At 64.2% G+C, this 20,171-nt stretch carries 20 protein-coding genes; 19 read left to right on the forward strand and 1 reads right to left on the reverse strand.

Translation table 11 applies throughout. The features are described from left to right. Window positions 1–97 precede the first annotated feature (97 nt). The 5 genes from PHP91_RS03260 to purN all read left to right on the forward strand — a co-directional run bounded on the left by PHP91_RS03260 (window position 98) and on the right by purN (window position 6,398). Complete coding sequence (locus PHP91_RS03260) at window positions 98–2,764, forward strand: valine--tRNA ligase (RefSeq protein WP_300136788.1); 2,667 nt, start codon at window positions 98–100, stop codon at window positions 2,762–2,764. 135 nt (window positions 2,765–2,899) lie between these two features. Continuing rightward, the gene (locus PHP91_RS03265) at window positions 2,900–3,595 is read left to right on the forward strand and encodes a hypothetical protein (RefSeq protein WP_300136791.1); all 696 of its coding nucleotides are present in this window, start codon (window positions 2,900–2,902) and stop codon (window positions 3,593–3,595) included. A gap of 21 nt (window positions 3,596–3,616) precedes the next feature. Then, complete coding sequence (cobA, locus tag PHP91_RS03270) at window positions 3,617–5,140, forward strand: uroporphyrinogen-III C-methyltransferase (protein WP_300136795.1); 1,524 nt, start codon at window positions 3,617–3,619, stop codon at window positions 5,138–5,140. Window positions 5,141–5,226: 86 nt separating this feature from the next. Further along, window positions 5,227–5,619 carry a hypothetical protein gene (locus tag PHP91_RS03275; protein ID WP_300136798.1) on the forward strand — a complete coding sequence of 131 codons (393 nt, stop codon included), beginning with the start codon at window positions 5,227–5,229 and terminating at the stop codon, window positions 5,617–5,619. Between the two features lie 74 nt (window positions 5,620–5,693). Continuing rightward, the gene (purN, locus tag PHP91_RS03280; protein ID WP_300136801.1) at window positions 5,694–6,398 is read left to right on the forward strand and encodes a phosphoribosylglycinamide formyltransferase; all 705 of its coding nucleotides are present in this window, start codon (window positions 5,694–5,696) and stop codon (window positions 6,396–6,398) included. A 142-nt stretch (window positions 6,399–6,540) separates the two neighbouring features. On the opposite strand, the gene PHP91_RS03285 is transcribed toward purN, so the two are convergent. Continuing rightward, complete coding sequence (locus PHP91_RS03285; RefSeq protein ID WP_300136803.1) at window positions 6,541–7,506, reverse strand: TIGR01212 family radical SAM protein; 966 nt, start codon at window positions 7,504–7,506, stop codon at window positions 6,541–6,543. A gap of 178 nt (window positions 7,507–7,684) precedes the next feature. On the opposite strand from PHP91_RS03285, the gene PHP91_RS03290 reads away from it, so the two are divergent. From PHP91_RS03290 to PHP91_RS03355, 14 genes are all read left to right on the forward strand, one after another. Beyond that, complete coding sequence (locus tag PHP91_RS03290) at window positions 7,685–8,728, forward strand: rod shape-determining protein (RefSeq protein ID WP_300136806.1); 1,044 nt, start codon at window positions 7,685–7,687, stop codon at window positions 8,726–8,728. Between the two features lie 141 nt (window positions 8,729–8,869). Beyond that, window positions 8,870–9,757 carry a rod shape-determining protein MreC gene (gene mreC, locus PHP91_RS03295; RefSeq protein ID WP_300136809.1) on the forward strand — a complete coding sequence of 296 codons (888 nt, stop codon included), beginning with the start codon at window positions 8,870–8,872 and terminating at the stop codon, window positions 9,755–9,757. Next, window positions 9,741–10,226: a hypothetical protein gene (locus PHP91_RS03300; protein ID WP_300136812.1), complete on the forward strand. Its 486-nt coding sequence runs from the start codon at window positions 9,741–9,743 to the stop codon at window positions 10,224–10,226. Before mreC ends, PHP91_RS03300 begins: the two co-directional genes overlap by 17 nt. Then, the gene (gene mrdA, locus PHP91_RS03305; RefSeq protein ID WP_300136815.1) at window positions 10,210–12,087 is read left to right on the forward strand and encodes a penicillin-binding protein 2; all 1,878 of its coding nucleotides are present in this window, start codon (window positions 10,210–10,212) and stop codon (window positions 12,085–12,087) included. Before PHP91_RS03300 ends, mrdA begins: the two co-directional genes overlap by 17 nt. Beyond that, entirely contained in the window at window positions 12,077–13,186 is a 1,110-nt protein-coding gene (gene rodA, locus PHP91_RS03310; RefSeq protein ID WP_300136818.1) for a rod shape-determining protein RodA, read from the forward strand. Before mrdA ends, rodA begins: the two co-directional genes overlap by 11 nt. A 62-nt stretch (window positions 13,187–13,248) precedes the next feature. Then, complete coding sequence (locus PHP91_RS03315) at window positions 13,249–13,617, forward strand: polymer-forming cytoskeletal protein (RefSeq protein WP_300136821.1); 369 nt, start codon at window positions 13,249–13,251, stop codon at window positions 13,615–13,617. A gap of 131 nt (window positions 13,618–13,748) precedes the next feature. Next, entirely contained in the window at window positions 13,749–14,171 is a 423-nt protein-coding gene (locus PHP91_RS03320) for an ATP synthase F0 subunit B (RefSeq protein ID WP_300136824.1), read from the forward strand. Window positions 14,172–14,192: 21 nt separating this feature from the next. Then, the gene (atpF, locus tag PHP91_RS03325; protein WP_300136827.1) at window positions 14,193–14,774 is read left to right on the forward strand and encodes a F0F1 ATP synthase subunit B; all 582 of its coding nucleotides are present in this window, start codon (window positions 14,193–14,195) and stop codon (window positions 14,772–14,774) included. After that, window positions 14,771–15,322: an ATP synthase F1 subunit delta gene (gene atpH, locus PHP91_RS03330; protein ID WP_300136830.1), complete on the forward strand. Its 552-nt coding sequence runs from the start codon at window positions 14,771–14,773 to the stop codon at window positions 15,320–15,322. Before atpF ends, atpH begins: the two co-directional genes overlap by 4 nt. A gap of 4 nt (window positions 15,323–15,326) precedes the next feature. Then, complete coding sequence (gene atpA / locus PHP91_RS03335) at window positions 15,327–16,835, forward strand: F0F1 ATP synthase subunit alpha (RefSeq protein WP_300136833.1); 1,509 nt, start codon at window positions 15,327–15,329, stop codon at window positions 16,833–16,835. Between the two features lie 16 nt (window positions 16,836–16,851). Beyond that, the gene (locus tag PHP91_RS03340; RefSeq protein WP_300136835.1) at window positions 16,852–17,739 is read left to right on the forward strand and encodes a F0F1 ATP synthase subunit gamma; all 888 of its coding nucleotides are present in this window, start codon (window positions 16,852–16,854) and stop codon (window positions 17,737–17,739) included. 16 nt (window positions 17,740–17,755) lie between these two features. Then, complete coding sequence (gene atpD, locus PHP91_RS03345) at window positions 17,756–19,153, forward strand: F0F1 ATP synthase subunit beta (protein WP_300136838.1); 1,398 nt, start codon at window positions 17,756–17,758, stop codon at window positions 19,151–19,153. 12 nt (window positions 19,154–19,165) lie between these two features. Further along, entirely contained in the window at window positions 19,166–19,588 is a 423-nt protein-coding gene (locus tag PHP91_RS03350; protein WP_300136841.1) for a F0F1 ATP synthase subunit epsilon, read from the forward strand. Window positions 19,589–19,708: 120 nt separating this feature from the next. Next, window positions 19,709–20,171, forward strand: a 463-nt coding sequence (locus PHP91_RS03355; RefSeq protein WP_300136844.1) for a hypothetical protein, incomplete at its 3' end; no start/stop codon positions are given.

The raw sequence follows: 20,171 nt of genomic DNA on the forward strand, positions 1-20,171 counted from the left end.
GCCAAAGCGCAAGCGTAACCACACGAAATTTCAGGCCGTCGGGGGAGGCAGGGAGCCAACGCCCGCCGGACGAGCCGATAAAAGGAAGGAAATCTCAATGTCTCGCAAAGAGCTGGCCAAGGCCTACGAGCCCTGGGATGTCGAGGAAAAGTGGGAAACCCACTGGGAAGAGGAGAAGACGTTCACGCCCGACCCCGATGGTCCGGGCGAGCCCTATTCCATCGTCATCCCGCCGCCCAACGTCACCGGCGTCCTGCACATGGGCCACGCCCTGAACCAGACCCTGATGGACATCCTGTGCCGCTACAACCGGCAGAAGGGCAGGAACGTCCTGTGGGTGCCCGGCACGGACCACGCTGGCATCGCCACCCAGAACGTGGTTGAGCGCCAGCTCAAGGCCGAGGGCCTGACCCGCCACGACCTGGGCCGCGAGAAGTTCATCGAGCGCGTCTGGCAGTGGAAGCAGGAGAAGGGCGACCACATCTTCAAGCAGATCCGCCGCATCGGCGCGTCCGTGGACTGGACCCGCGAGTGCTTCACCTTTGACGAGCAGCGCGCCCGGGCCGTGCGCGAGGTCTTTGTCCGGCTCTACGAGCAGGGGCTGATCTACAAGGGCAACTACATCATCAACTGGTGCAACCGCTGCCACACCGCCCTGGCCGACGACGAGGTCGAGCACGAGCCGCGTCCCGGCCATCTCTACCACATCAAGTACCCCCTGGCCGACGGCTCGGGCGAGCTCGTGGTGGCCACCACCCGGCCCGAGACCATGCTCGGCGACACGGCCATCGCCGTGAACCCCGAGGACGACCGCTTCAACCACCTCATCGGCAAGGAGGCGATCCTCCCGCTGGTGGGCCGCAAGCTGCCGATCATCGGCGACAAGTACGTGGACATGGAGTTCGGCACCGGCTGCCTCAAGGTCACGCCCGCCCACGACATGAACGACTGGGAACTCGGGCGCAAGCACGGCCTGGAGGTGCTGCCCATCCTGGACGAGGACGGCAACGTCAACGAGAACGCGCCCGAGCGCTATCGCGGCCTGCACAAGGAAGAGGCGCGCACCGTCATCTGCACCGACCTCAAGGAGCAGGGCTTCCTGGTGGACATCCAGGAGCACGACCACTCCGTGGGCGCGTGCTACCGCTGCAAGTCCGTCATCGAGCCCCACGTCTCCACCCAGTGGTTCGTGTCCATGAAGCCCCTGGCCGAGAAGGCGCGGGCCGCCGTGCCGTCCAGGACCCAGATCTTTCCCGAGCACTGGACCAAGACCTACTACGACTGGCTGGACAACATCCGCGACTGGTGCATCTCGCGCCAGATATGGTGGGGCCACCGCATCCCGGCCTGGACCTGCGAGAAGTGCGGGGCGCTGACCGTGTCCGTCGACGACCCGTCCGCCTGCTCCTCTTGCGGCTCCAAGAACATCGTCCAGGAAGAGGACGTGCTCGACACCTGGTTCTCCTCCGCCCTGTGGCCGTTCTCGACCATGGGCTGGCCGGACGACACCGCCGAGCTGCGCAAGTTCTACCCGACCTCCTGCCTGGTCACCGGGTTCGACATCCTGTTCTTCTGGGTGGCGCGCATGATGATGATGGGCCTCCAGTTCATGGAGGACGTCCCGTTCCATCACGTCTACATCCACGCCCTGGTCCGCGACGAGTTCGGCAAGAAGATGTCCAAGTCCACGGGCAACGTCATCGACCCGCTGGACATGGTGGACAAGTACGGGGCCGACGCCCTGCGCTTCACCCTGACCAGCTTCGCGGCCATGGGCCGGGACATCAAGCTCTCGGAGCAGCGCATCGAGGGCTACAAGCACTTCATGAACAAGATATGGAACGCGGCCCGGTTCTCGCTGATGAACCTGCCCGACGTCATCCCGGCCGAGGACGTGACCAAGGCCGAGGGGCTGGCGGACCGCTGGATTCTGCACCGGCTGGAGGAGGTCAAGGCGGAGGTCGCCTCGGCCACCGAGGAGTATCGGTTCAACGAGATCGCCCAGATCCTCTACAAGTTCATCTGGTCCGAGTTCTGCGACTGGTACCTGGAGATGATAAAGCCCGCGCTCTACGGCGAGGACGAGGCCGCCAAGGCCCGGACCCAGGCCGTGCTCTGGACCGTGCTCTCCGAGACCCTGGTCCTGCTCCACCCGGTCACCCCGTTCATCACCCAGGAGATCTGGTCCGTGCTGCCGCGCCCCGAGGGCGACGACCGCAGCGAGGACATCGCCACCCTGGCCTATCCCGGACGGCGCGAGGGCTGCCTCGACCCGGCGGTCGTGGGCCAGATGGAGCTGTTCATGGGCGTGGTTTCCGGCATCCGCAACATCCGCACCGAGCTGCTCATCGAGCCCGCCAAGAAGCTCGACCTGCTGGTGCGCACGGTCGGCCCGGAGGACGAGGCCGTGCTCACGGACAACGTGGGCCTGATCCGTGCCCTGGCCCGGGTGGAGAACGTGACCATCGGCCCGGACGTCAAGGGGCCGCACGCCTCGGGCGCGGCCGTGGTCCGGGGCAACGAGCTCTCGGTGCCGCTCAAGGGCGTGGTGGACTTCGAGTCCGAGATCGCCCGGCTGGACAAGAACCTGGCCAAGCTGGAGAAGACCATGAAGGGCGTCTCCGGCAAGCTGGGCAACCCCGGCTTCGTCAACAACGCCCCGGCCGAGGTGGTCGAGGGCGAGAAGAATAAGCTCGCCGGGATGGAAGAGGAAAAGGCCAAGCTCGCCCAGCTCAAGGCCCGGCTCGAGAGCGTGATGGAATAAAAAAACGAAGCCCCTCCGGAGAGGGGCTTCGCATTGAACCTTGAGGACGTCACCGGCTGGAACCGGGAGGGGTTTCTCTCAAGGACAGCAAGGCAGATATATACATCCCGGCGGGAAAAGGCAAGACGTTTGGGCATGACGGGCGATTCCCCGGAATCGGGGCGGGTCGAGGAACTGGTGCGGAGTCTGTCCGTGGAGCGGCTCCAGCCGTACCGGTTGCCGAAGAAGGTGTCGCCGGACGAGGGCGACTACGACTGGCTGCTCCGTTACGTGTGGAACATCCGGCTTTGCGAGTCGCTGTATCCGGGCCTCCAGAATCTTGAGACAGCCCTGCGCAACGGCATGCACGGCGCGCTTTCCGCCGCCTACGGGACGGAGTTCTGGTTTCGCGAGGAAGGGCTGCTCGACGGCCATGAACGGAAACTCCTGCTGCGGGCCGAGAGCCATATCCCCGCCAACCGGCGGAAGGTGGCCGGGAAGTACGTCGCCGAGCTGAATTTCGGGTTCTGGGCGTCCCTACTGCACCGGCGGTATCACGACTCGCTGGTGCCCAAGGTGATGAAGGCCGCCTTTCCCCGCAGGACGCAGCCGCTCAAGCGCTCCACCGTGGCCGGGGAGCCGGAGGCCATCCGCAAGCCTCGGAACAGGGTGTTCCATCACGAGCCGATCTGGAACAACCCGCAGCTTGCGGCCTTGCACAACCTTATTTTGCAGTATATCGCTTGGCTCAATTATGAGCTGTTTCTCGTCACCAGGGGCGTGGATCGTTTTGAGGAAGTCCACGGGGCGGGAACCGCTCCCTACAAGGAAACCATTGCACAAATCGGCTAGGCCGTCGCCATAGGAGCAACCATGACCACCGCACATACCGCAAACGTCTTTCTCGTCGGAGCCGGTCCGGGCGATCCGGGCATGCTCACCCTGCGCGCCAAGGAGATCATCGAGACCTGCGACATCATGATCTACGACTATCTGGCCAACGCCGACTTCCTGAAGTGGTGCAAGCCGGATTGCGAGATCCTCTACGTGGGCAAGAAGGGCGGGGCGCACACCCTGCCCCAGGACAAGATCAACGACCTGATCGTGGACAAGGCGCGCTCCGGCAAGATCGTCTGCCGCCTCAAGGGCGGCGATCCCTACGTCTTCGGGCGCGGGGGCGAGGAGGGCGAGGAGCTGGTGGAGGCGGGCATCGACTTCGAGGTCGTGCCCGGCATCACCGCGGGCGTGGCCGCCGCCGCCTATGCGGGCATCCCGGTCACCCACCGCGACTTCACCACCTCGGTCTGCTTCATCACCGGGCACGAGGACCCCACCAAGGAGGAGTCCGGCAACAACTGGTCGGTCTACGGCCGGTCCAACTCCACCCTGGTCTTCTACATGGGCGTGGGCAACCTGCCCATGATCGCCGAAAATTTGATGCAGAACGGCCGCGCCGCCGACACCCCGGTAGCCCTGGTCCGCTGGGGCACGCGCTGCAACCAGACCTCCATGGTCTCCACCCTCGCGAACGTGGCGGCCGACGCCGAGGCCCGGGCCTGGAAGTCCCCGTCCATCATCGTGGTGGGCGGCGTCTGCTCCCTGCACGACAAGCTGAACTGGTTCGAGAAGCGGCCCATGCTCGGCAAGGGCGTGGTCGTGACCCGCGCCCGCGAGCAGGCCAGCGGACTGGTCGGCGCCTTGACCGGCCTGGGCGCGTGCGTGCACGAGTTCCCGACCATCGCGGTGGAGCCGCTCGACGACTACAACGAGGTCGAGACGGCCATCCTCCAGCTCGCCCGCTGCCAGTGGGTGGTCTTCACCTCGGTCAACGGGGTCAAGTTCTTCTGGAACCAGCTCGCGGCCGTGGGCCTGGACTCCCGCATCTTCGGGGGCATGCAGATCGCGGCCATCGGGCCCGCCACGGCCGACGCCCTGCGCGAGCGCGGCATCATCCCGGACTTCGTGCCCGACAAGTACGTGGCCGAACACGTGGTGGCCGGGCTGCTGGAGCGCGGCATCCAGGGCAACGACGTGCTCATCCCGCGCGCCAAGGTCGCCCGTGAGGTCCTGCCCGAGGAGCTCAAGAAGGCGGGGTGCAACGTCACGGTCCTGCCGGTCTACGAGACCAAACTGGTCCAGTCGTCCGGCGAGGAGATCGAGGAGGCCATGAAGAACGAGGCCATCCAGTACGTGACCTTCACCTCCTCCTCCACGGTGGAGAACTTCTTCGAGCTCATTACCCCGGACACGCTCCGCTGCTGCCCGGACGTGAAGCTCGCCTCCATCGGCCCGGTGACCACGCGGACCATCGAGAAGTTCGGCTTCAAACCGGCGGTGGAGGCCACGGACTACACCATCCCCGGACTGGTGGAGGCCCTGCTGGCCGACGGAAAGTAACCGGTTCGTGACGCGCGGCCGTTGCCCGCGGCGGCCGCCATGGCGTATGCTCCGCCTCGGTCCGTGGACGGATCGGAGGAGCGGACATGCCCGTTGATTACACCTTGGAAGAGCGGGGAGGCTGCCTGCGCGTGACCGTCGTCGGCAACACGGACAGCCCGGACGAGCTGATCGGCTGCATCGACGCCGTGCTGGCCGACTGCGCGCGCATCGGCTGCGGCAACATCCTGTTCGACCATCGCGGCCTGCGGTTCGGCCGCGAATTCGTCGGTAATTACGACACGGCCCTCAGGCTCTCACGCCGCCTGTCCACGGAGCGGCCGATGCGGGTGGCCCTGGTCTCGCGTCCGGAACGGATGGAATTCGCCAGAATATACGAGCCGATAGGTGTTGGCCGGGGCGCGGAGATCAAGGCCTTTGACGGAGCGCCGATGGCCGTCGTCTGGCTGACGGGCGGGCCGAAAACACCGCTTGATTAACGCGGCGGAATACGCCAAGAAGGCGCGGGGTACAAAAAAATCCCCGCGCTTTTTCTTTTTTGAAAGGAGTCGCCATGAAGCTGCCTGTCGCCGTTCTCGTTTCCGGGTCCGGGTCCAACCTGCAATCCATCATCGACCGCATCGAGCAGGGCGTACTGGACGCCGAGATCAAGCTGGTGGTTTCCAACCGGGCCGGAGTCTTCGGCATCGAGCGGGCCAAGCGGCACAACCTGCCCTACAAGGTTATGCTGCATACCGACTACCGGTCCCGAGAGGCCTTCGATCAGGCCATGGTCGACGCCATCGTCGAGGCCGGAGTGGGCGACAACGGCCTGGTGGCCATGGCCGGTTTCATGCGCATCGTCACATCCGTGTTCTTGCGGGCCTTCGAGGGCCGGGTCATGAACATCCACCCCGCCCTGGTCCCGAGTTTTCCCGGCGTGAACGGCCAGGCGGACGCCGCCGACTACGGAGTCAAGATCGCCGGCTGCACCGTGCATTTCGTGGACGAGCAGATGGACCACGGCCCGGTCGTCATCCAGGCCGCCGTGCCCTGCCAGGCGGGCGAGGACGGCAACGTGCTCGCCCCGCGCATCCTCAAGCTGGAGCACCGCGTCTATCCCCAGGCTATCCAGTGGTACGCCGAGGACCGGCTGCGCATCGCGGGCCGCCACGTCGAGCTCAAGGTGGCGGGCCGTCCCTGCGCCCGCCAGCCCAAGGCCGACATCGAGCCCGAGACCTACGCCCTGGTCTGGCCCCCGCTGGAAGAAGGCTTCTAGCATACTGCCCGAAAGCGGCGGCCTGCCGCTTGTTCGAAAAAGCCCAAGGCCGAAGCGCAAGTTGCCTGCGCTTCGGCCTTGGGCTTTCCGTGCGGTCGCCGCCGGGTTTGCCGGTGCGTTGCCGATAAGTTTCCGTGTCCGGCTATCCGGCCGAGAACCATTCGGGCGGGCCGTCCTCCGCGCCGTTCTCCTTGCCCTGCCAGACGTCGTGCGCGTCCAGGTGGTCGCGAATCCGGTTGTGGAGGCGGCGCATGTTGCCCGCCCAGTCGGGCGCGATCAGCTCGCCGGTGGCCGGGTTGGCGTTGAGCCGGTGGACCACCACGCGCGGGGACAGGCGCATGAGCGCGGCCGAGAGCTGGTCCAGGTATTCGTCCAGGGTCAGGGGGACGTAGCCGCCCCGCTCGAAGAGGCGGGCCAGCCCGGCGCCCCGGCAGACGTAGGTGTTGTGGAACTTGATGCCGCCAACGGGCAGCGCGTTGAGCAGGTCGACGGTGGTCAGGAGCTCGGCCCCGCCTTCGCGGCCGTACGGGGCGGGCAGCCCGGCCATGACGTGGGCGACCACGGTCAGGCCCCGGTCGGCCGCGGCCCGGGCCGCGGCCGCGAAGTCGGCGACGGTGTGGCCCCGGTTGATGCGGGCCAGGGTGGCGTCGCTCGCGGATTGCAGGCCGAGTTCGAGGAAGAGCTCGGGCAGCCCCAGGGCGTCGCGCCGGGCGGCCAGCAGGTCGAGCTTGGCCTCGTCCAGGCAGTCGGGCCGGGTGCCGATGGAGAGCGCGGCCAGGCCGGGCAGCCCGGCCAGTTGGTCCAGGGTGCCGGCCAGCTTTTCGATGGGCCCGTGGGTGTTGGAAAAGGACTGGAGGTAGGCGGTGAAGAGCCGGGCGCGGCGTTTCTTTTGGTGGATATCGCGCCAGAAGGCCCACTGCTCGGCCAGGGAGAGGCCCCGGCGCAGCAGGCCAGAGCCCGAGCCGTCCGGGTTGCAGAAGAGGCAGCCCGCGCGCGAGATGGTGCCGTCCCTGTTCGGGCAGGAGAAACCGGCGTCCAGGGGTATTTTCCTGACAGGCTCGCCGAAGCGGCGCAGGAGGTGGGCGGAGAGGGCGAAGGTGCGGTTCACAATTTTTTTAGAAAAACTTGAGAAAATATGCTCAAACCGGCTCAAGCGTATTGCCTGGGCGGGTGGGATTTGCTACCAATCATCCACAGAAAATGTACGCTAGCGCACTTTCCGTCCATTGGAAAGGCGCATCGCGCCGGGCGACGCGACGGGAATTTCATCGAAGCTGGGGGTATACGTGGGTAGCCTGCTCAACAAGATTATCGGATCTTTCTCCAACGATCTGGCCATTGACCTCGGCACGGCCAACACCCTTGTCTATGTGAAAGGCAAGGGCGTGATGCTGTCCGAACCCTCGGTGGTGGCGGTGAAGAAGGATTCGCGCGGTGGCAAGACCGTGCTGGCGGTCGGGGCCGAGGCAAAGAAGATGCTGGGCCGTACGCCGGGGAACATCGTCGCCATCCGGCCCATGAAGGACGGCGTCATCGCCGACTTCGAGGTCACCGAGGCCATGCTTCGCCACTTTATTTCCAAGGTGCACAACTCCCGGCGCCTGGTCCGGCCCCGGATCATGATCTGCGTGCCCACGGGCATCACCCAGGTGGAGAAGCGGGCGGTCAAGGAATCGGCCCAGTCCGCCGGCGCGCGCGAGGTCTACCTCATCGAGGAGCCCATGGCCGCCGCCATCGGCGCCAACCTGCCCATCACCGAACCCACCTCCAACATGATCGTGGACATCGGGGGCGGCACCACCGAGATCGCCGTCATCTCGCTCTCCGGCATCGTCTACGCCCGAAGCGTCCGCATCGGAGGCGACAAGATGGACGAGGCGATCATGCAGCACGTCAAGCGCAAGTACAACATGCTCATCGGCGAATCCACGGCCGAGCAGATCAAGATCCACATCGGTTCCGCCTATCCCCTTGGGGACGAGGAGCCGATCATGGAGGTCAAGGGCCGCGACCTGGTCACCGGCATTCCGCAGAACCGGCCCATCACCGCCGAGGAGGTCCGCGAGGCCATCAGCGAGCAGGTGGAGGGCATCGTCCAGGGCGTGCGCATCGCCCTGGAGCAGACCCCGCCCGAGCTGGCGGCGGACATTGTGGACCGGGGCATCGTGCTCACCGGCGGCGGCGCGCTGCTCAAGGGGCTGGACATGCTCCTGCAGCACGAGACCCAGTTGCCCATCACCGTGGTCGAGGACCCGCTCACCGCGGTCGTGCTCGGCTCCGGCAAGGCGCTTGACAACATCGACCTGTACAAGGACATCACCACGGACTAGCCGGTCCGCCCAAACAATCCGGACGTTGCCCATGGCCGAGCGCAAGGCGCACCTCACTTTCGGAACCGCGGCGGCCCGCCCGTGCGGAGGGCCGGGGCCTATGTCGTGGCCGCGCACACGGCGCGCGGCGGGCGGTCGGGCGTGAGAAGGCCGCAGAAGATCGCCATCGCGGTGGTGGCCGGCCTGTTCCTCTACCTGTCCATCTACACCTGGAACCTGCGCACCGGGCACCTGGACGCCCTGTCCAGCTATACCGGCCTGGACATCTCGGGCTTCATCCTCCGGCCGGGTCTGTGGGTCTCGGACCAGGTGGTCGGCTTCTGGGAGCGCTACATCTACCTTGTGGCGCTCAAGCAGCGGAACGACGACCTGCACGAGGAGGCGGACCGGCTCCGGCGCGAGAACATGCTCATGAGCGCACGGGCCCGATCGGCCGGGCGGCTGGAGAGCCTGCTCGGGTTCAGGGCCCCGGAACAGTGGAATTTCAGCGGCGCGCGGGTCATCGCCCAGCGCATGGGCCCGGCCGGAGTCCTGGCCACCCTCACGGTGGACCGGGGCAGCGCGTCCGGGGTCCGGCCCGATATGCCCGTGGTCATGCCGGAAGGCGTGGTCGGCCGCGTGCTCGAGACCGGGGCCACCACCGCGTCGGTCCTGCTGCTCACCGACGCAAACAGCCGCATCGCGGTCATCGGCGACGAGAACCGCTCGCCCGGAATGCTCTCCGGGCAGGGCTACGGCCAGCCGCTGATCCTGCGCTTCGTCAACCTGAACGCGCTCATCGACTCGGGCGAGCTGCTGCTCTCCTCGGGCCTCTCCGGCCTCTATCCCAAGGGGCTGCCCGTGGCCCGCGTGACCAAGGTCCAGCGCTCGGACATCTCGCTCTTCCTCACCGTGGAGGCCGAGCCCCTGGTGGACGTGGCCGGGGTGGAGGAGGTCCTCCTGCTCGACCGCGCGGTCGGCGCGGGCCCGGAGGAGGGCAGGGACGCGCCCGTCGACGGGGAGGCCAAGGACCGTGTATCCGGGGAGTAACGTCACCGCGATCCTCTGGTGGGGCGCGTATACCCTGATCGGCGTATGGGCCCAGCGGTTCGTGCCCGGCGTGGATTTCCTGGCGCCGGGCATCGTCCTGTCCATGCAGGAGCAGGGCGGGGCGCGCACGGTCTGGCTGGCCGTGATCTGGGTCCTGCTGCTGGAGGGCATGGGCAACCTGCCGTTCGGCTACGGCGTGGCCTGGTACGGGCTCCTGGCCGTGTTCTACATCATGGGGCGGTGGCTGTTCGAGGCCCGGTCGCTGCTCTTCGTGTGCCTGCTCGGCATCGGGCTCGGCGTGCTCCACCCGTTGCTCATCTATTTCCTGGCCTCCCTGGGCAACCTGGCCGTGCCCATGGAGACCTCCCTGGTGGAGGGCGCGCTCCAGGCCGCGACCTTCCCGGTGATCTGGCTGGCGGCGGACAAACTCTTCCCCAAGGGGCTCAGGCAGGATGCCAAACCTTTATGACAACGGCGACCAGCAGCCCCCCAGAAGCGGGCTGATCCTCCTTCAGGCGCTCATCCTGGGGCTGTTCTGCCTGTTCGCCATCCGTCTCTGGTACCTGCAGATCCACCGGGGCGAGGAATACGCCCTCAAGGCCAAGGAGAACCAGCTTCGACAGGAGCCCGTCTTCTCGCCGCGCGGCCTGATTCGCGACCGCAACGGCGACCTCCTGGCCGTGAACGAGCCCGCCTACGCCCTGGGCCTGGTGCGCGAGGACTGCCCGGACGTGGACGCCACCCTGCGCCAGGTCTCCCTGTGGACCGGCCGCAACTTCGACGACCTCAAGCGCCTCTACGGCAAGACCCGCAAGCGGGTGAAGCCCTTCGAGCCGCTCATCCTGGTCCCGGACCTGACCTTCGGCCAGGTGGCCATCATCGACGCCAACCGCTTCCGCTGGCCCGGCCTGGAAATCCAGGTCCGGCCGCGCCGCAAGTACCGCTACGGCAAGCTCCTGGCCCACGTCCTGGGCTACGTGGCCGAGGCGGACGAGTCGGACCTGGAGCAGCGCAAGGAACTGGACCTGGGCGACTATGTGGGCAAGCAGGGCCTTGAACTGGTCCTGGAGGACCGAATGCGCGGGGTCAAGGGGCTGACCCAGTTCGAGGTGGACGTCAACGGCCGGCGCCTCAAGGAGCGGGTGCTCAAGCACCCACGGGCCGGGCACGAAATCTCTCTCTCCATCGACCTGGAGCTCCAGCAACTGGCCATGGACTGGCTGGACGAGGAGGCGGGCGCGGCCGTGGTCATGGACGCCGAAACCGGCCAGATATGGGCCCTGGCCACCGCGCCGTCCTACGACTCCAACGACTTTTCCTCGGGCCTGACGCCGGACCAATGGGCCCTGCTGCGCGACGACCCGCTCCACCCCATGCAGAACCGGGTCATCCAGTCCGTGTACCCGCCGGGCTCGGTCTTCAAGCACGTGGTGGCCGGGGCCGGGCTGCACTACGGCGCCATCGACCCGCGCGAGACGGTCAACTGCCTCGGGCAGATCAAGCTCGGGCGGCACGTCTTCCGCTGCTGGCGCAAGGGCGGCCACGGCAAGGTGGACCTGGAGCGCGCCCTGGTGGAGTCCTGCGACGTCTATTTCTACAAGGCGGGCAAGAAGCTGACCGTGGACCGCATGAGCGAGTTCGCCAAGGCCTGCGGCTTCGGCGAACCCACCGGGATCATCCTGCCTCATGAAAAGGCCGGGAACATCCCCACCAGGGAATGGAAGCGCAAGCGGTTCGGCGAGCCCTGGCAGGGCGGCGACAACCTGAACATGGCCATCGGCCAGGGCTACACCCTGGTCACCCCGCTCCAGGTGGCCCGCTTCTTCGGGGCCATCCTCAACGGTGGCAAGCTGCTCAAGCCCTTGCTGCTCAAGGACGAGAAGACCGTGGTCCAGGGCGACATCCCCCTCACGCCCGAGCAGATCGCCCGGCTGCACGAGGCCCTGGTCCAGACCGTCGAGGGCGACCACGGCACCTGCCGGCGCATCCGCACCAAGGGGGTGACCGTGGGCGGCAAGACCGGCACGGCCCAGGTGGTCCGCCTTTCCGACGAACTCAAGGGGCTCAAGGACGACGAGATTCCCTACCGCTTCCGCGACCACGCCTGGATGGCCGCCACCGCCGAGAAGGACGGCCGCAAGTTCGCCATCGCCGTGCTGGTGGAGCACGGCCTGCACGGCGGCAGCGGCGCGGGCCCGGTGGTCAAGGCGATCATCGACTACCTCTTCACGGGCAAGATCCGCCAGAAGCCAGAGGCCCAGAAGGCCAAGGCCAGGGCCGTGCGCCAGCTTTCCCTGAAACATGCGAGGACCAACGCCGATGCCCATTGATCGCCGACTGCTCTTCTACATCAACTGGCCGCTCCTGGCCGTGGCCGTGATCCTCTTCCTGCTCGGGGTGCTCAATCTCTACTCCGCCAGCGGCTCCCGCCTGGAGGAGGGGATGAGCATTGCGCCGTTTTTTCACAAGCAGTTGCTGTGGGGCCTGATGGGCATGTTCGGCATGCTGGTCTTCATGTTCTTCGACTACCGCCACCTCAAGACCCTGGCCTGGCCGCTTTTCTGGGTCACCGTGGCCCTGCTGCTCGGCGTCTTCGTAATGGGCAAGACCATCTACGGCGCGCGGCGCTGGCTGGACCTCGGGTTCATGAACTTCCAGCCCTCGGAGCTGGCCAAGATCGCCGTGCTCATCGTGGGGGCGCGCATCCTCTCCCGCGAGCGGGAACCGCTTGATTTCCTGCGGCTCGGCTATACGCTCGGCGTGGGGCTGATCCTGGCCGCGCCCATCATCAGGCAGCCCGACCTGGGCTCGGGCCTTTCGGTCATCATGATCCTGGGCGGAATGATCCTCTACCGGGGCGTGACCCCGCGCGTGTTCAAGACCGCGCTCTTCGCCATCCCCTGCCTGCTGCCGCTCTCCTGGTTCTTCCTGCACGACTACCAGAAGAAACGGATCATGACCTTCCTGGACCCCACCACCGACCCGCTGGGCGCGGGCTACCACATCATCCAGTCCGAGATAGCCATCGGCTCGGGCGGGTTCTGGGGCAAGGGCTTCCTGGAGGGCACCCAGTCCCAGCTCCGGTTCCTGCCGGAGCGGCACACGGACTTCGCCGTGGCCGTGTTCGGGGAGGAATGGGGGTTTGTGGGGACCATGGTCCTGCTCAGCCTGTTCTGCCTGTTCCTTTACCAGATGGTGGTCATCGCGCGTGACGCGCGCGGCCTGTTCGGCAGCTACCTCGCCGCTGGCGTGTTCTTCTATTTCTTCTGGCAAATCCTCATAAATACAGGTATGGTCCTCGGGCTGATGCCGGTGGTGGGCATCCCGCTCCCGTTCATCAGCTACGGGGGCAGCGCCACCCTGGTCAATTTCTGCCTCGTCGGCCTGGTGCTCAACGTCTCCATGCGCAGGTTCTTGTTCAAACAGTAACAAGCGCTGTCGGAAAGGGTTCCTGGCCTGGGTCGTAAACCGGAGTCTTGAGGAGCGCTTTCATGGCTAGAGACGAGATCAACGCGTTTTTGGGCGCTGGGACCAACTACCAGGGAAAATTGCATTTCCAGGGCGCGGTGCGCATCGACGGCAATTTCCAGGGCGAGGTCGTCTCGGATGGGACGCTGGTGGTCGGCCAGGAGGCCGTGGTGGAGGGCCAGATCAAGGTCGGCCAGCTCGTGCTTTCCGGCAACATCCAGGGCGAGGTGGAGGCAAAGAGCAAGGTCGTGCTGCACAAGACGGCCAATCTACAGGGAAACATCAGGACTCCGGTCCTGGTTGTCGAAGAGGGCGCGGTGCTTGAGGGGCAACTGCTGATGGGCAGTCTGGAGACCGCGTCCAAAGAGTCGTCCAAGACGGACTCCGACTAGTGGCGCGCAGGGTCGCCGAATAACGTTCCGAGAGCCTGGCCGAAGGCAAAAAGCCTTTGACACAGGCTCGGAAATTGCGTAATTGGCAGTGACTTTGCGCATAAATTCACAACCTCTTGGGGGCATTTGGTATGGTTATACCTGACGGAACACTTTTTATCCAAGCGGCGAATTTCATCGTCACGGTCTTCGTGCTGAATGTGCTGCTGATCAAGCCGATCCGGGAGATCATCAAGAAACGCAAGGACTTGATGGCCGACCAGATGGGCAAGATCGAGGGCTTCAACAGCACGGCCGAGAAGAAGGTCGCCGACTATGAGGCACAGCTCGCCGAAGCGCGCAAGGAAGCCAATGGGATCCGTTCTTCCATGAAGGACGAGGGCACCGCCGAGGAGCACAAGATTCTCGCAGTTGCGGGCGAGGCCGCTTCCGGCACCATCCAGTCCGCCCGGGCCGAGATCGAGGCCGAGGTCGAGACCGCCATGGCGCAACTGGCCAAGGACGTCGACAAGTACGCCGCGGCCGCCACGGCCAAGATCCTGGGCCAGGCCTAGGCAAGGGAAGGAGGGTTCATTTTGAAAAAAACTCTGTTTTTTACGACGCTTCTGGCCTGCCTGGTGATCGCGACCGTCGCTTTCGCCAACGAGCCCGAGGGCGCGCATCACGCCGTCTTCACGGCCGAGAACGTGAAGAACTACGGCCTGCGCATGGTCAACTTCGTGATCTTCGCCTTCCTGCTGTACAAGTTCGGCGGCGCCAAGATCAAAGACTTCTTCGTGGGACGCCGTGACGGCATCAAGAAGGACCTGGACGACCTGCAGTCCCGCCAGGCCGCGGCCGAGAAGAAGCTGAAGGAAGTCGAGTCCGGCATCGCCAACATGGCCAAGGAGAAGGAAGCCATCCTTGCCCAGGCCAGGGAACAGGGCGAGGCCATCAAGACCGCCATCATCGAGAAGGCCAGGAAGGATGCCGACGCGCTGACCGAGCAGGCCAAGCGCACCGCTTCCAACGAGGCCCAGGCCGCCATCGACCGCATCCGCGGCGAGATGGCCGACCTGGTCGTGGCCGCCGCCGAGAAAGTGGTCGCCGAGAAGCTCAGTGCTGCGGACCACGACAAGCTCGTGGATGAATACTTAACAAAGGTGGTGCTCAATTGACCGGTAACGTAGTTTCCCGCCGCTACGCCAAGGCTCTCTTCGCCATAGGCGCCGCCAAGGGCGAGGCGGAACAGAAAGCGTACGGCGAGCAGTTGATCGCGCTGAGCGACTCCATCCAGGGCGCTCCCGAGGCCGCGGGGTTCTTCCGGAACCCCTCCTTCTCCGCCGAGGAGAAGAAGGCCGTGCTCAGCAAGCTCGTCGAGAAGGCTTCGGTGGATGCGATGGTGAAGAACTTCTGCGACCTGCTGGCCGACAAGGGCCGGGTCGAGCTGATTCCCGCCATTGCTTCCGATTACAAGGCGATGATGGACGTCGTGTCGGGCGTCATCTCTGGCGAGCTCATCACGGTGGGCGAGTTGAGTGAGGAAAGAAAATCTGCAATCCGGGCTAACCTCGAAAAGCAGGTCGGCAAAAAGCTGGAGCTGTCTTTCGCCACCGACAAGGACATCCTCGGAGGAATCGTCCTCAAGGTCGGCGACAAGGTTATGGACGCCAGCCTCAAGGCTCAGCTGCAGATTTTGAAAGAAAATATTAAAAGGGGTGAGTAGGGCAATGCAGATCAAAGCAGAAGAAATCAGCAAAATCATTCAGGACCAGATTCAGAATTACGAATCTCGTGTTGAAATGAGCGAGACCGGCACCGTCCTCTACGTCGGTGACGGTATCGCGCGCGTCCACGGCGTCGAGAACGTCATGGCCATGGAGCTGCTGGAGTTTCCCGGCGGCGTCAAGGGCATGGTGCTCAACCTTGAAGAAGACAACGTCGGTGTCGCCCTCCTGGGCTCCTGCGCCGGCGTCAAGGAAGGCGACCCGGTCAAGCGTACCGGCCAGATCTACTCCGTGCCCGTCGGCGACGCCGTCATGGGCCGCGTTGTCGATCCTCTGGGACAGCCGCTGGACGGCCTGGGCCCCATTGAGGCCTCCGAAGTCCGCCCGGTCGAGCTCAAGGCCCCCGGCATCATCGCCCGTAAGTCCGTTCACGAGCCCTGCTACACCGGCCTGAAGGCCATCGACGCCATGACCCCGGTCGGCCGCGGCCAGCGCGAGCTCGTCATCGGCGACCGCCAGACCGGCAAGACCGCCGTCTGCGTCGACGCCATCCTCGCCCAGAAGACCACCGACGTGCACTGCTTCTACGTCGCCATCGGCCAGAAGAAGGCGTCCGTCGCCCTGGTCGCCGACGTCCTGCGTCAGCACGGCGCCATGGAATACACCACCATCGTTTCGGCCACCGCCTCCGAGCCCGCCCCGCTGCAGTTCATCGCCGCGTACACCGGCGCGACCATGGCCGAGTTCTACCGCGACAACGGCAAGCACGCCCTGATCGTTTACGATGACCTTTCCAAGCAGGCCACGGCCTACCGCGAAATGTCCCTGCTGCTCCGCCGTCCTCCGGGACGTGAGGCCTTCCCGGGCGACGTCTTCTACCTGCACTCCCGCCTGCTGGAGCGCGCCTGCAAGGTCAACGACTCCCTGGGCGCCGGTTCCATGACCGCTCTGCCGATCATCGAAACCCAGGCCGGTGACGTGTCCGCGTTCATTCCGACCAACGTCATCTCCATCACCGACGGCCAGATCTACCTGGAGCCGAACCTGTTCCTGTCCGGCGTCCGTCCGGCCATCAACGTCGGCCTCTCGGTCTCCCGCGTCGGTGGTTCCGCCCAGATCAAGGCCATGAAGCAGGTCGCCGGTACGCTCCGTCTCGACCTGGCCCAGTACCGCGAGCTGGCGGCCTTCGCCTCCTTCGGTTCCGACCTCGACAAGGCGACCCTTGGCAAGCTGAACCGCGGCGCGCGCATGGTCGAGCTGCTCAAGCAGCCCCAGTACCGCCCGCTGACCGTTCAGGAGCAGGTCTCCGTCCTGTTCGCCGGCACCAAGGGTTACGTCGATGACGTCCCGGTCGAAGCCGTGGTCAAGTTCGAAGCCGAGTTCCTTGAGTTCATGAACAACGCCAAGGCGAATGTGCTCAGCGCCATCGCCGAGAAGCAGAAGATCGACGACGCCGTTGAGGCCGACCTCCGCGCCGCCATCGAAGAGTTCAAGAAAGGCTTCACCGCCTAACCCAAGGGGAAGTTGAATGGCTTCGTTAAAAGACGTCCAGAATCAGATCACTGGCGTCAAGAAAACCAAGCAGATCACCAAGGCCATGAACATGGTGGCCTCGGCAAAACTGCGCAACGCGCAGGAGCGCATTGAGCGCTTCCGCCCGTATGCGGACAAGTTTTACGAGATGCTGGGCGACTTGGCGGCCGGTGCTGACGAATCGGTACATCCGCTGCTGGAGGTTCGTGACGAAGTGAAGACCGTGGGTATCATGGTTTGTACTTCGGATCGCGGCCTGTGCGGCGCGTTCAATGTGAACATCATCAACACGGCCCGTAAGCTTGCGAAGCAAAAGGCCGACGAGGGCAAGACGGTCAAGTTCTGGTGCATCGGCAAGAAGGCGCGCGACGCCTTCCGCAAGATGGACTATGAAATCGTGCGCGCCGAGCCCGACGCCATGAGCAAGTTCGACTTCACCCTGGCCGCCAGCGTGGGCAACGAGCTCATCGCCGGTTACGTGGCGGGTGACCTCGACGAGGTTCACGTCGTCTACGGCGAGTTCCAGAGCATGGCCAAGCAGCCTCCCGTCTCCCTGTCCGTGCTGCCCATGGCTGCTCAGGGCGAGGAAGGCGAGAAGGCCGAAAAGGCGACCGGCGGCAGCGGCGACTACGTCTACGAGCCGTCCGTCGAAGGCCTGCTCGCGGAACTGCTGCCTCGTTTCGTCAAGGTCCAGGTTTATCGCGGGCTGCTCGACACGGCTTGTTCCGAGCATGCCGCCCGCATGGCCGCCATGGACAACGCGACCAAGGCGTGCGACGAGCTCACGAACACTCTGACCTTGCTCTACAACAAGACAAGGCAGGCCGCGATCACCGGCGATCTCATGGACATCGTCGGCGGCGTGGAAGCGCTGAAAGGATAAAAGGGGGCTATGAAAAATGGCTAATATTGGTAAAATCGTTCAGGTAATCGGCGCCGTTGTCGACGTCGAATTCCCGGAAGGGAATCTTCCCTTCATTCTGTCCGCGTTGGAGATTAAAAACCCCAACAACGCTGACGCTCCCGAGCTGGTTTGCGAGGTGGCGCAGCATCTGGGCAACAACGTCGTTCGCACCATCGCCATGGACGCCACCGAAGGTCTCGTCCGCGGCATGGCCGTGGCCGACACCGAGTCCCCGATCACCGTTCCTGTCGGCAAGGGTTCCCTGGGCCGCATCATGAACGTCGTCGGCAAGCCGGTGGACGAGCTGGGCGAAGTCCCGTGCGAAAAGCGGCTGCCCATTCACCGTGAGGCTCCGGAGTTCACCGAGCTGTCCACCAAGGTGGAACTGCTCGAAACCGGCATCAAGGTCGTCGACCTGCTCATCCCGTTCCCCAAGGGCGGCAAGATGGGCCTGTTCGGCGGCGCGGGTGTCGGCAAGACCGTTATTCTCATGGAGATGATCAACAACATCGCCAAGCAGCACGGCGGCATCTCCGTGTTCGCGGGTGTTGGCGAGCGTACCCGTGAGGGCAACGACCTTTACCACGAAATGAAGGAAGCCGGCGTTCTGGAGAAAGCCGCGTTGGTTTACGGCCAGATGAACGAGCCTCCGGGAGCGCGTGCCCGCGTGGCCCTGACCGCCCTGACCTGCGCGGAATACTTCCGCGACGAGGAAGGCCAGGACGTGCTGCTCTTCATCGACAACATCTTCCGGTTCACCCAGGCGGGTTCCGAGGTTTCGGCCCTTCTTGGCCGGATGCCTTCCGCGGTTGGCTACCAGCCGACCCTGGGCACCGACCTTGGCGGCCTGCAGGAGCGCATCACCTCCACCAACAAGGGTTCCATCACTTCGGTCCAGGCCGTTTACGTGCCCGCCGATGACTTGACCGACCCCGCGCCGGCCACGACCTTCTCGCACCTTGATGGTACGCTGGTTCTGTCCCGTCAGATCGCCGAGCTGGGCATCTACCCCGCCGTTGATCCGTTGGACTCCACCTCGCGCATCCTGTCCCCGGACGTGCTGGGCACGACGCACTACGCCACTGCCCGCGAAGTCCAGGCCGTGCTCCAGAAGTACAAGGACCTGCAGGACATCATCGCCATTCTCGGTATGGACGAACTGTCCGATGACGACAAGCTGACCGTTGCCCGCGCCCGTCGCATCCAGCGGTTCCTGTCGCAGCCGTTCCACGTGGCCGAGGTCTTCACCGGTGTCGCCGGCAAGTATGTCAAGACGGAGGACACCGTTAAGGCCTTCCGCGACATCCTGGACGGCAAGTACGACGAACTGCCGGAGCAGGCATTCTACATGTGCGGCGGCATCGAGGAAGCCATCGAGAAAGCCAAGCAGTAAGCGAGGTACCCCATGGCCAATACTCTGAAGCTTGAGATTGTCACCCCTGATCGGAAAGTGCTTTCCGAGGAAGTGGAATACGTGGGTGCCCCCGGCATCCTCGGCGAATTCGGCGTGCTGCCGAAACACGTCCCGTTCCTTTCCGCTCTGGGTGTGGGCAACCTCCACTACAAGCAAAACGGCAAGGCGTACTATGTGTTCGTCGCCGGTGGCTTCGCCGAAGTCAGCAACGACCAGGTGACCATCCTGGCCGAGGTTGCCGAGAAGGCCACGGAGATCGACACCGACCGCGCCTCGAAAGCCAAGGCCCGCGCCGAAGAGCGTGCGACCAAGGCCAAGGAGAGGATCGACGGAGCCCGCAACCAGGCTGCCTTGCGCCGGGCCATCTCCCGGATCAACTGCAAGACCAGCGGCAAGAACGCCGGCACCTGCTAGATCACATCCGCATCCTGATACCAAAGGGCGAACCCGCAAGGGTTCGCCCTTTTTCTATGAAATTTGCCGTGATTTCAGGACAAGGCGGATGACAAGGCCAAGTTAAGGCGGAGGATAAAAATGTTAGATGACTTATTGCCGATTTTTGCTACAGGCATTTTTACATTGGCAGGATTTTGGCTCTCGGCATACATCGAAGCTAAAAAGAATAAGCAGCAACTTTTACAAATTGTTTTTAAAAAGCGTATTGAAGTATATACCGCGTTGGTAGAAATGACACATGAGACACTGTTGGTGGCGTTGGTTAAAAACTCCAATCAAGATGTCATGAGTGGTGGCGTAAGTATATTGAATAAATTTGGTGGCTGTGCTCTCTTCGCAAGTAATGAAGTTAGTGAGGTGGCGGTAACGTATGGAACAACTGCCGCCAATAGTGAAATTGAGTTCGAAGAAAAGAAAAATGAGTTGGCAAGTCTTCATGGAAAACTTCGTACATTATGCCAGCAAGAAATTGGAATGGAAGACCTTCAATGTGAACTATCAAAAAATGACAATGGATCTTTTCTAGATTTCAAAAGGTTTG

This window comes from Pseudodesulfovibrio sp., assembly GCF_028692895.1.
Taxonomy (GTDB): domain Bacteria; phylum Desulfobacterota; class Desulfovibrionia; order Desulfovibrionales; family Desulfovibrionaceae; genus Pseudodesulfovibrio.

Excerpts from the sequence above, each read along its gene's own strand:
- PHP91_RS03275 (WP_300136798.1), top strand. The coding sequence starts at position 5,227 with ATGCCCGTTGATTACACCTTGGAAGAGCGGGGAGGCTGCCTGCGCGTG.
- atpD (WP_300136838.1), top strand. The coding sequence starts at position 17,756 with ATGGCTAATATTGGTAAAATCGTTCAGGTAATCGGCGCCGTTGTCGAC.
- PHP91_RS03340 (WP_300136835.1), top strand. The coding sequence starts at position 16,852 with ATGGCTTCGTTAAAAGACGTCCAGAATCAGATCACTGGCGTCAAGAAA.
- mrdA (WP_300136815.1), top strand. The coding sequence starts at position 10,210 with ATGCCAAACCTTTATGACAACGGCGACCAGCAGCCCCCCAGAAGCGGG.
- PHP91_RS03315 (WP_300136821.1), top strand. The coding sequence starts at position 13,249 with ATGGCTAGAGACGAGATCAACGCGTTTTTGGGCGCTGGGACCAACTAC.
- purN (WP_300136801.1), top strand. The coding sequence starts at position 5,694 with ATGAAGCTGCCTGTCGCCGTTCTCGTTTCCGGGTCCGGGTCCAACCTG.
- rodA (WP_300136818.1), top strand. The coding sequence starts at position 12,077 with ATGCCCATTGATCGCCGACTGCTCTTCTACATCAACTGGCCGCTCCTG.
- atpA (WP_300136833.1), top strand. The coding sequence starts at position 15,327 with ATGCAGATCAAAGCAGAAGAAATCAGCAAAATCATTCAGGACCAGATT.
- PHP91_RS03265 (WP_300136791.1), top strand. The coding sequence starts at position 2,900 with ATGACGGGCGATTCCCCGGAATCGGGGCGGGTCGAGGAACTGGTGCGG.
- PHP91_RS03350 (WP_300136841.1), top strand. The coding sequence starts at position 19,166 with ATGGCCAATACTCTGAAGCTTGAGATTGTCACCCCTGATCGGAAAGTG.
- PHP91_RS03260 (WP_300136788.1), top strand. The coding sequence starts at position 98 with ATGTCTCGCAAAGAGCTGGCCAAGGCCTACGAGCCCTGGGATGTCGAG.
- PHP91_RS03320 (WP_300136824.1), top strand. The coding sequence starts at position 13,749 with ATGGTTATACCTGACGGAACACTTTTTATCCAAGCGGCGAATTTCATC.
- cobA (WP_300136795.1), top strand. The coding sequence starts at position 3,617 with ATGACCACCGCACATACCGCAAACGTCTTTCTCGTCGGAGCCGGTCCG.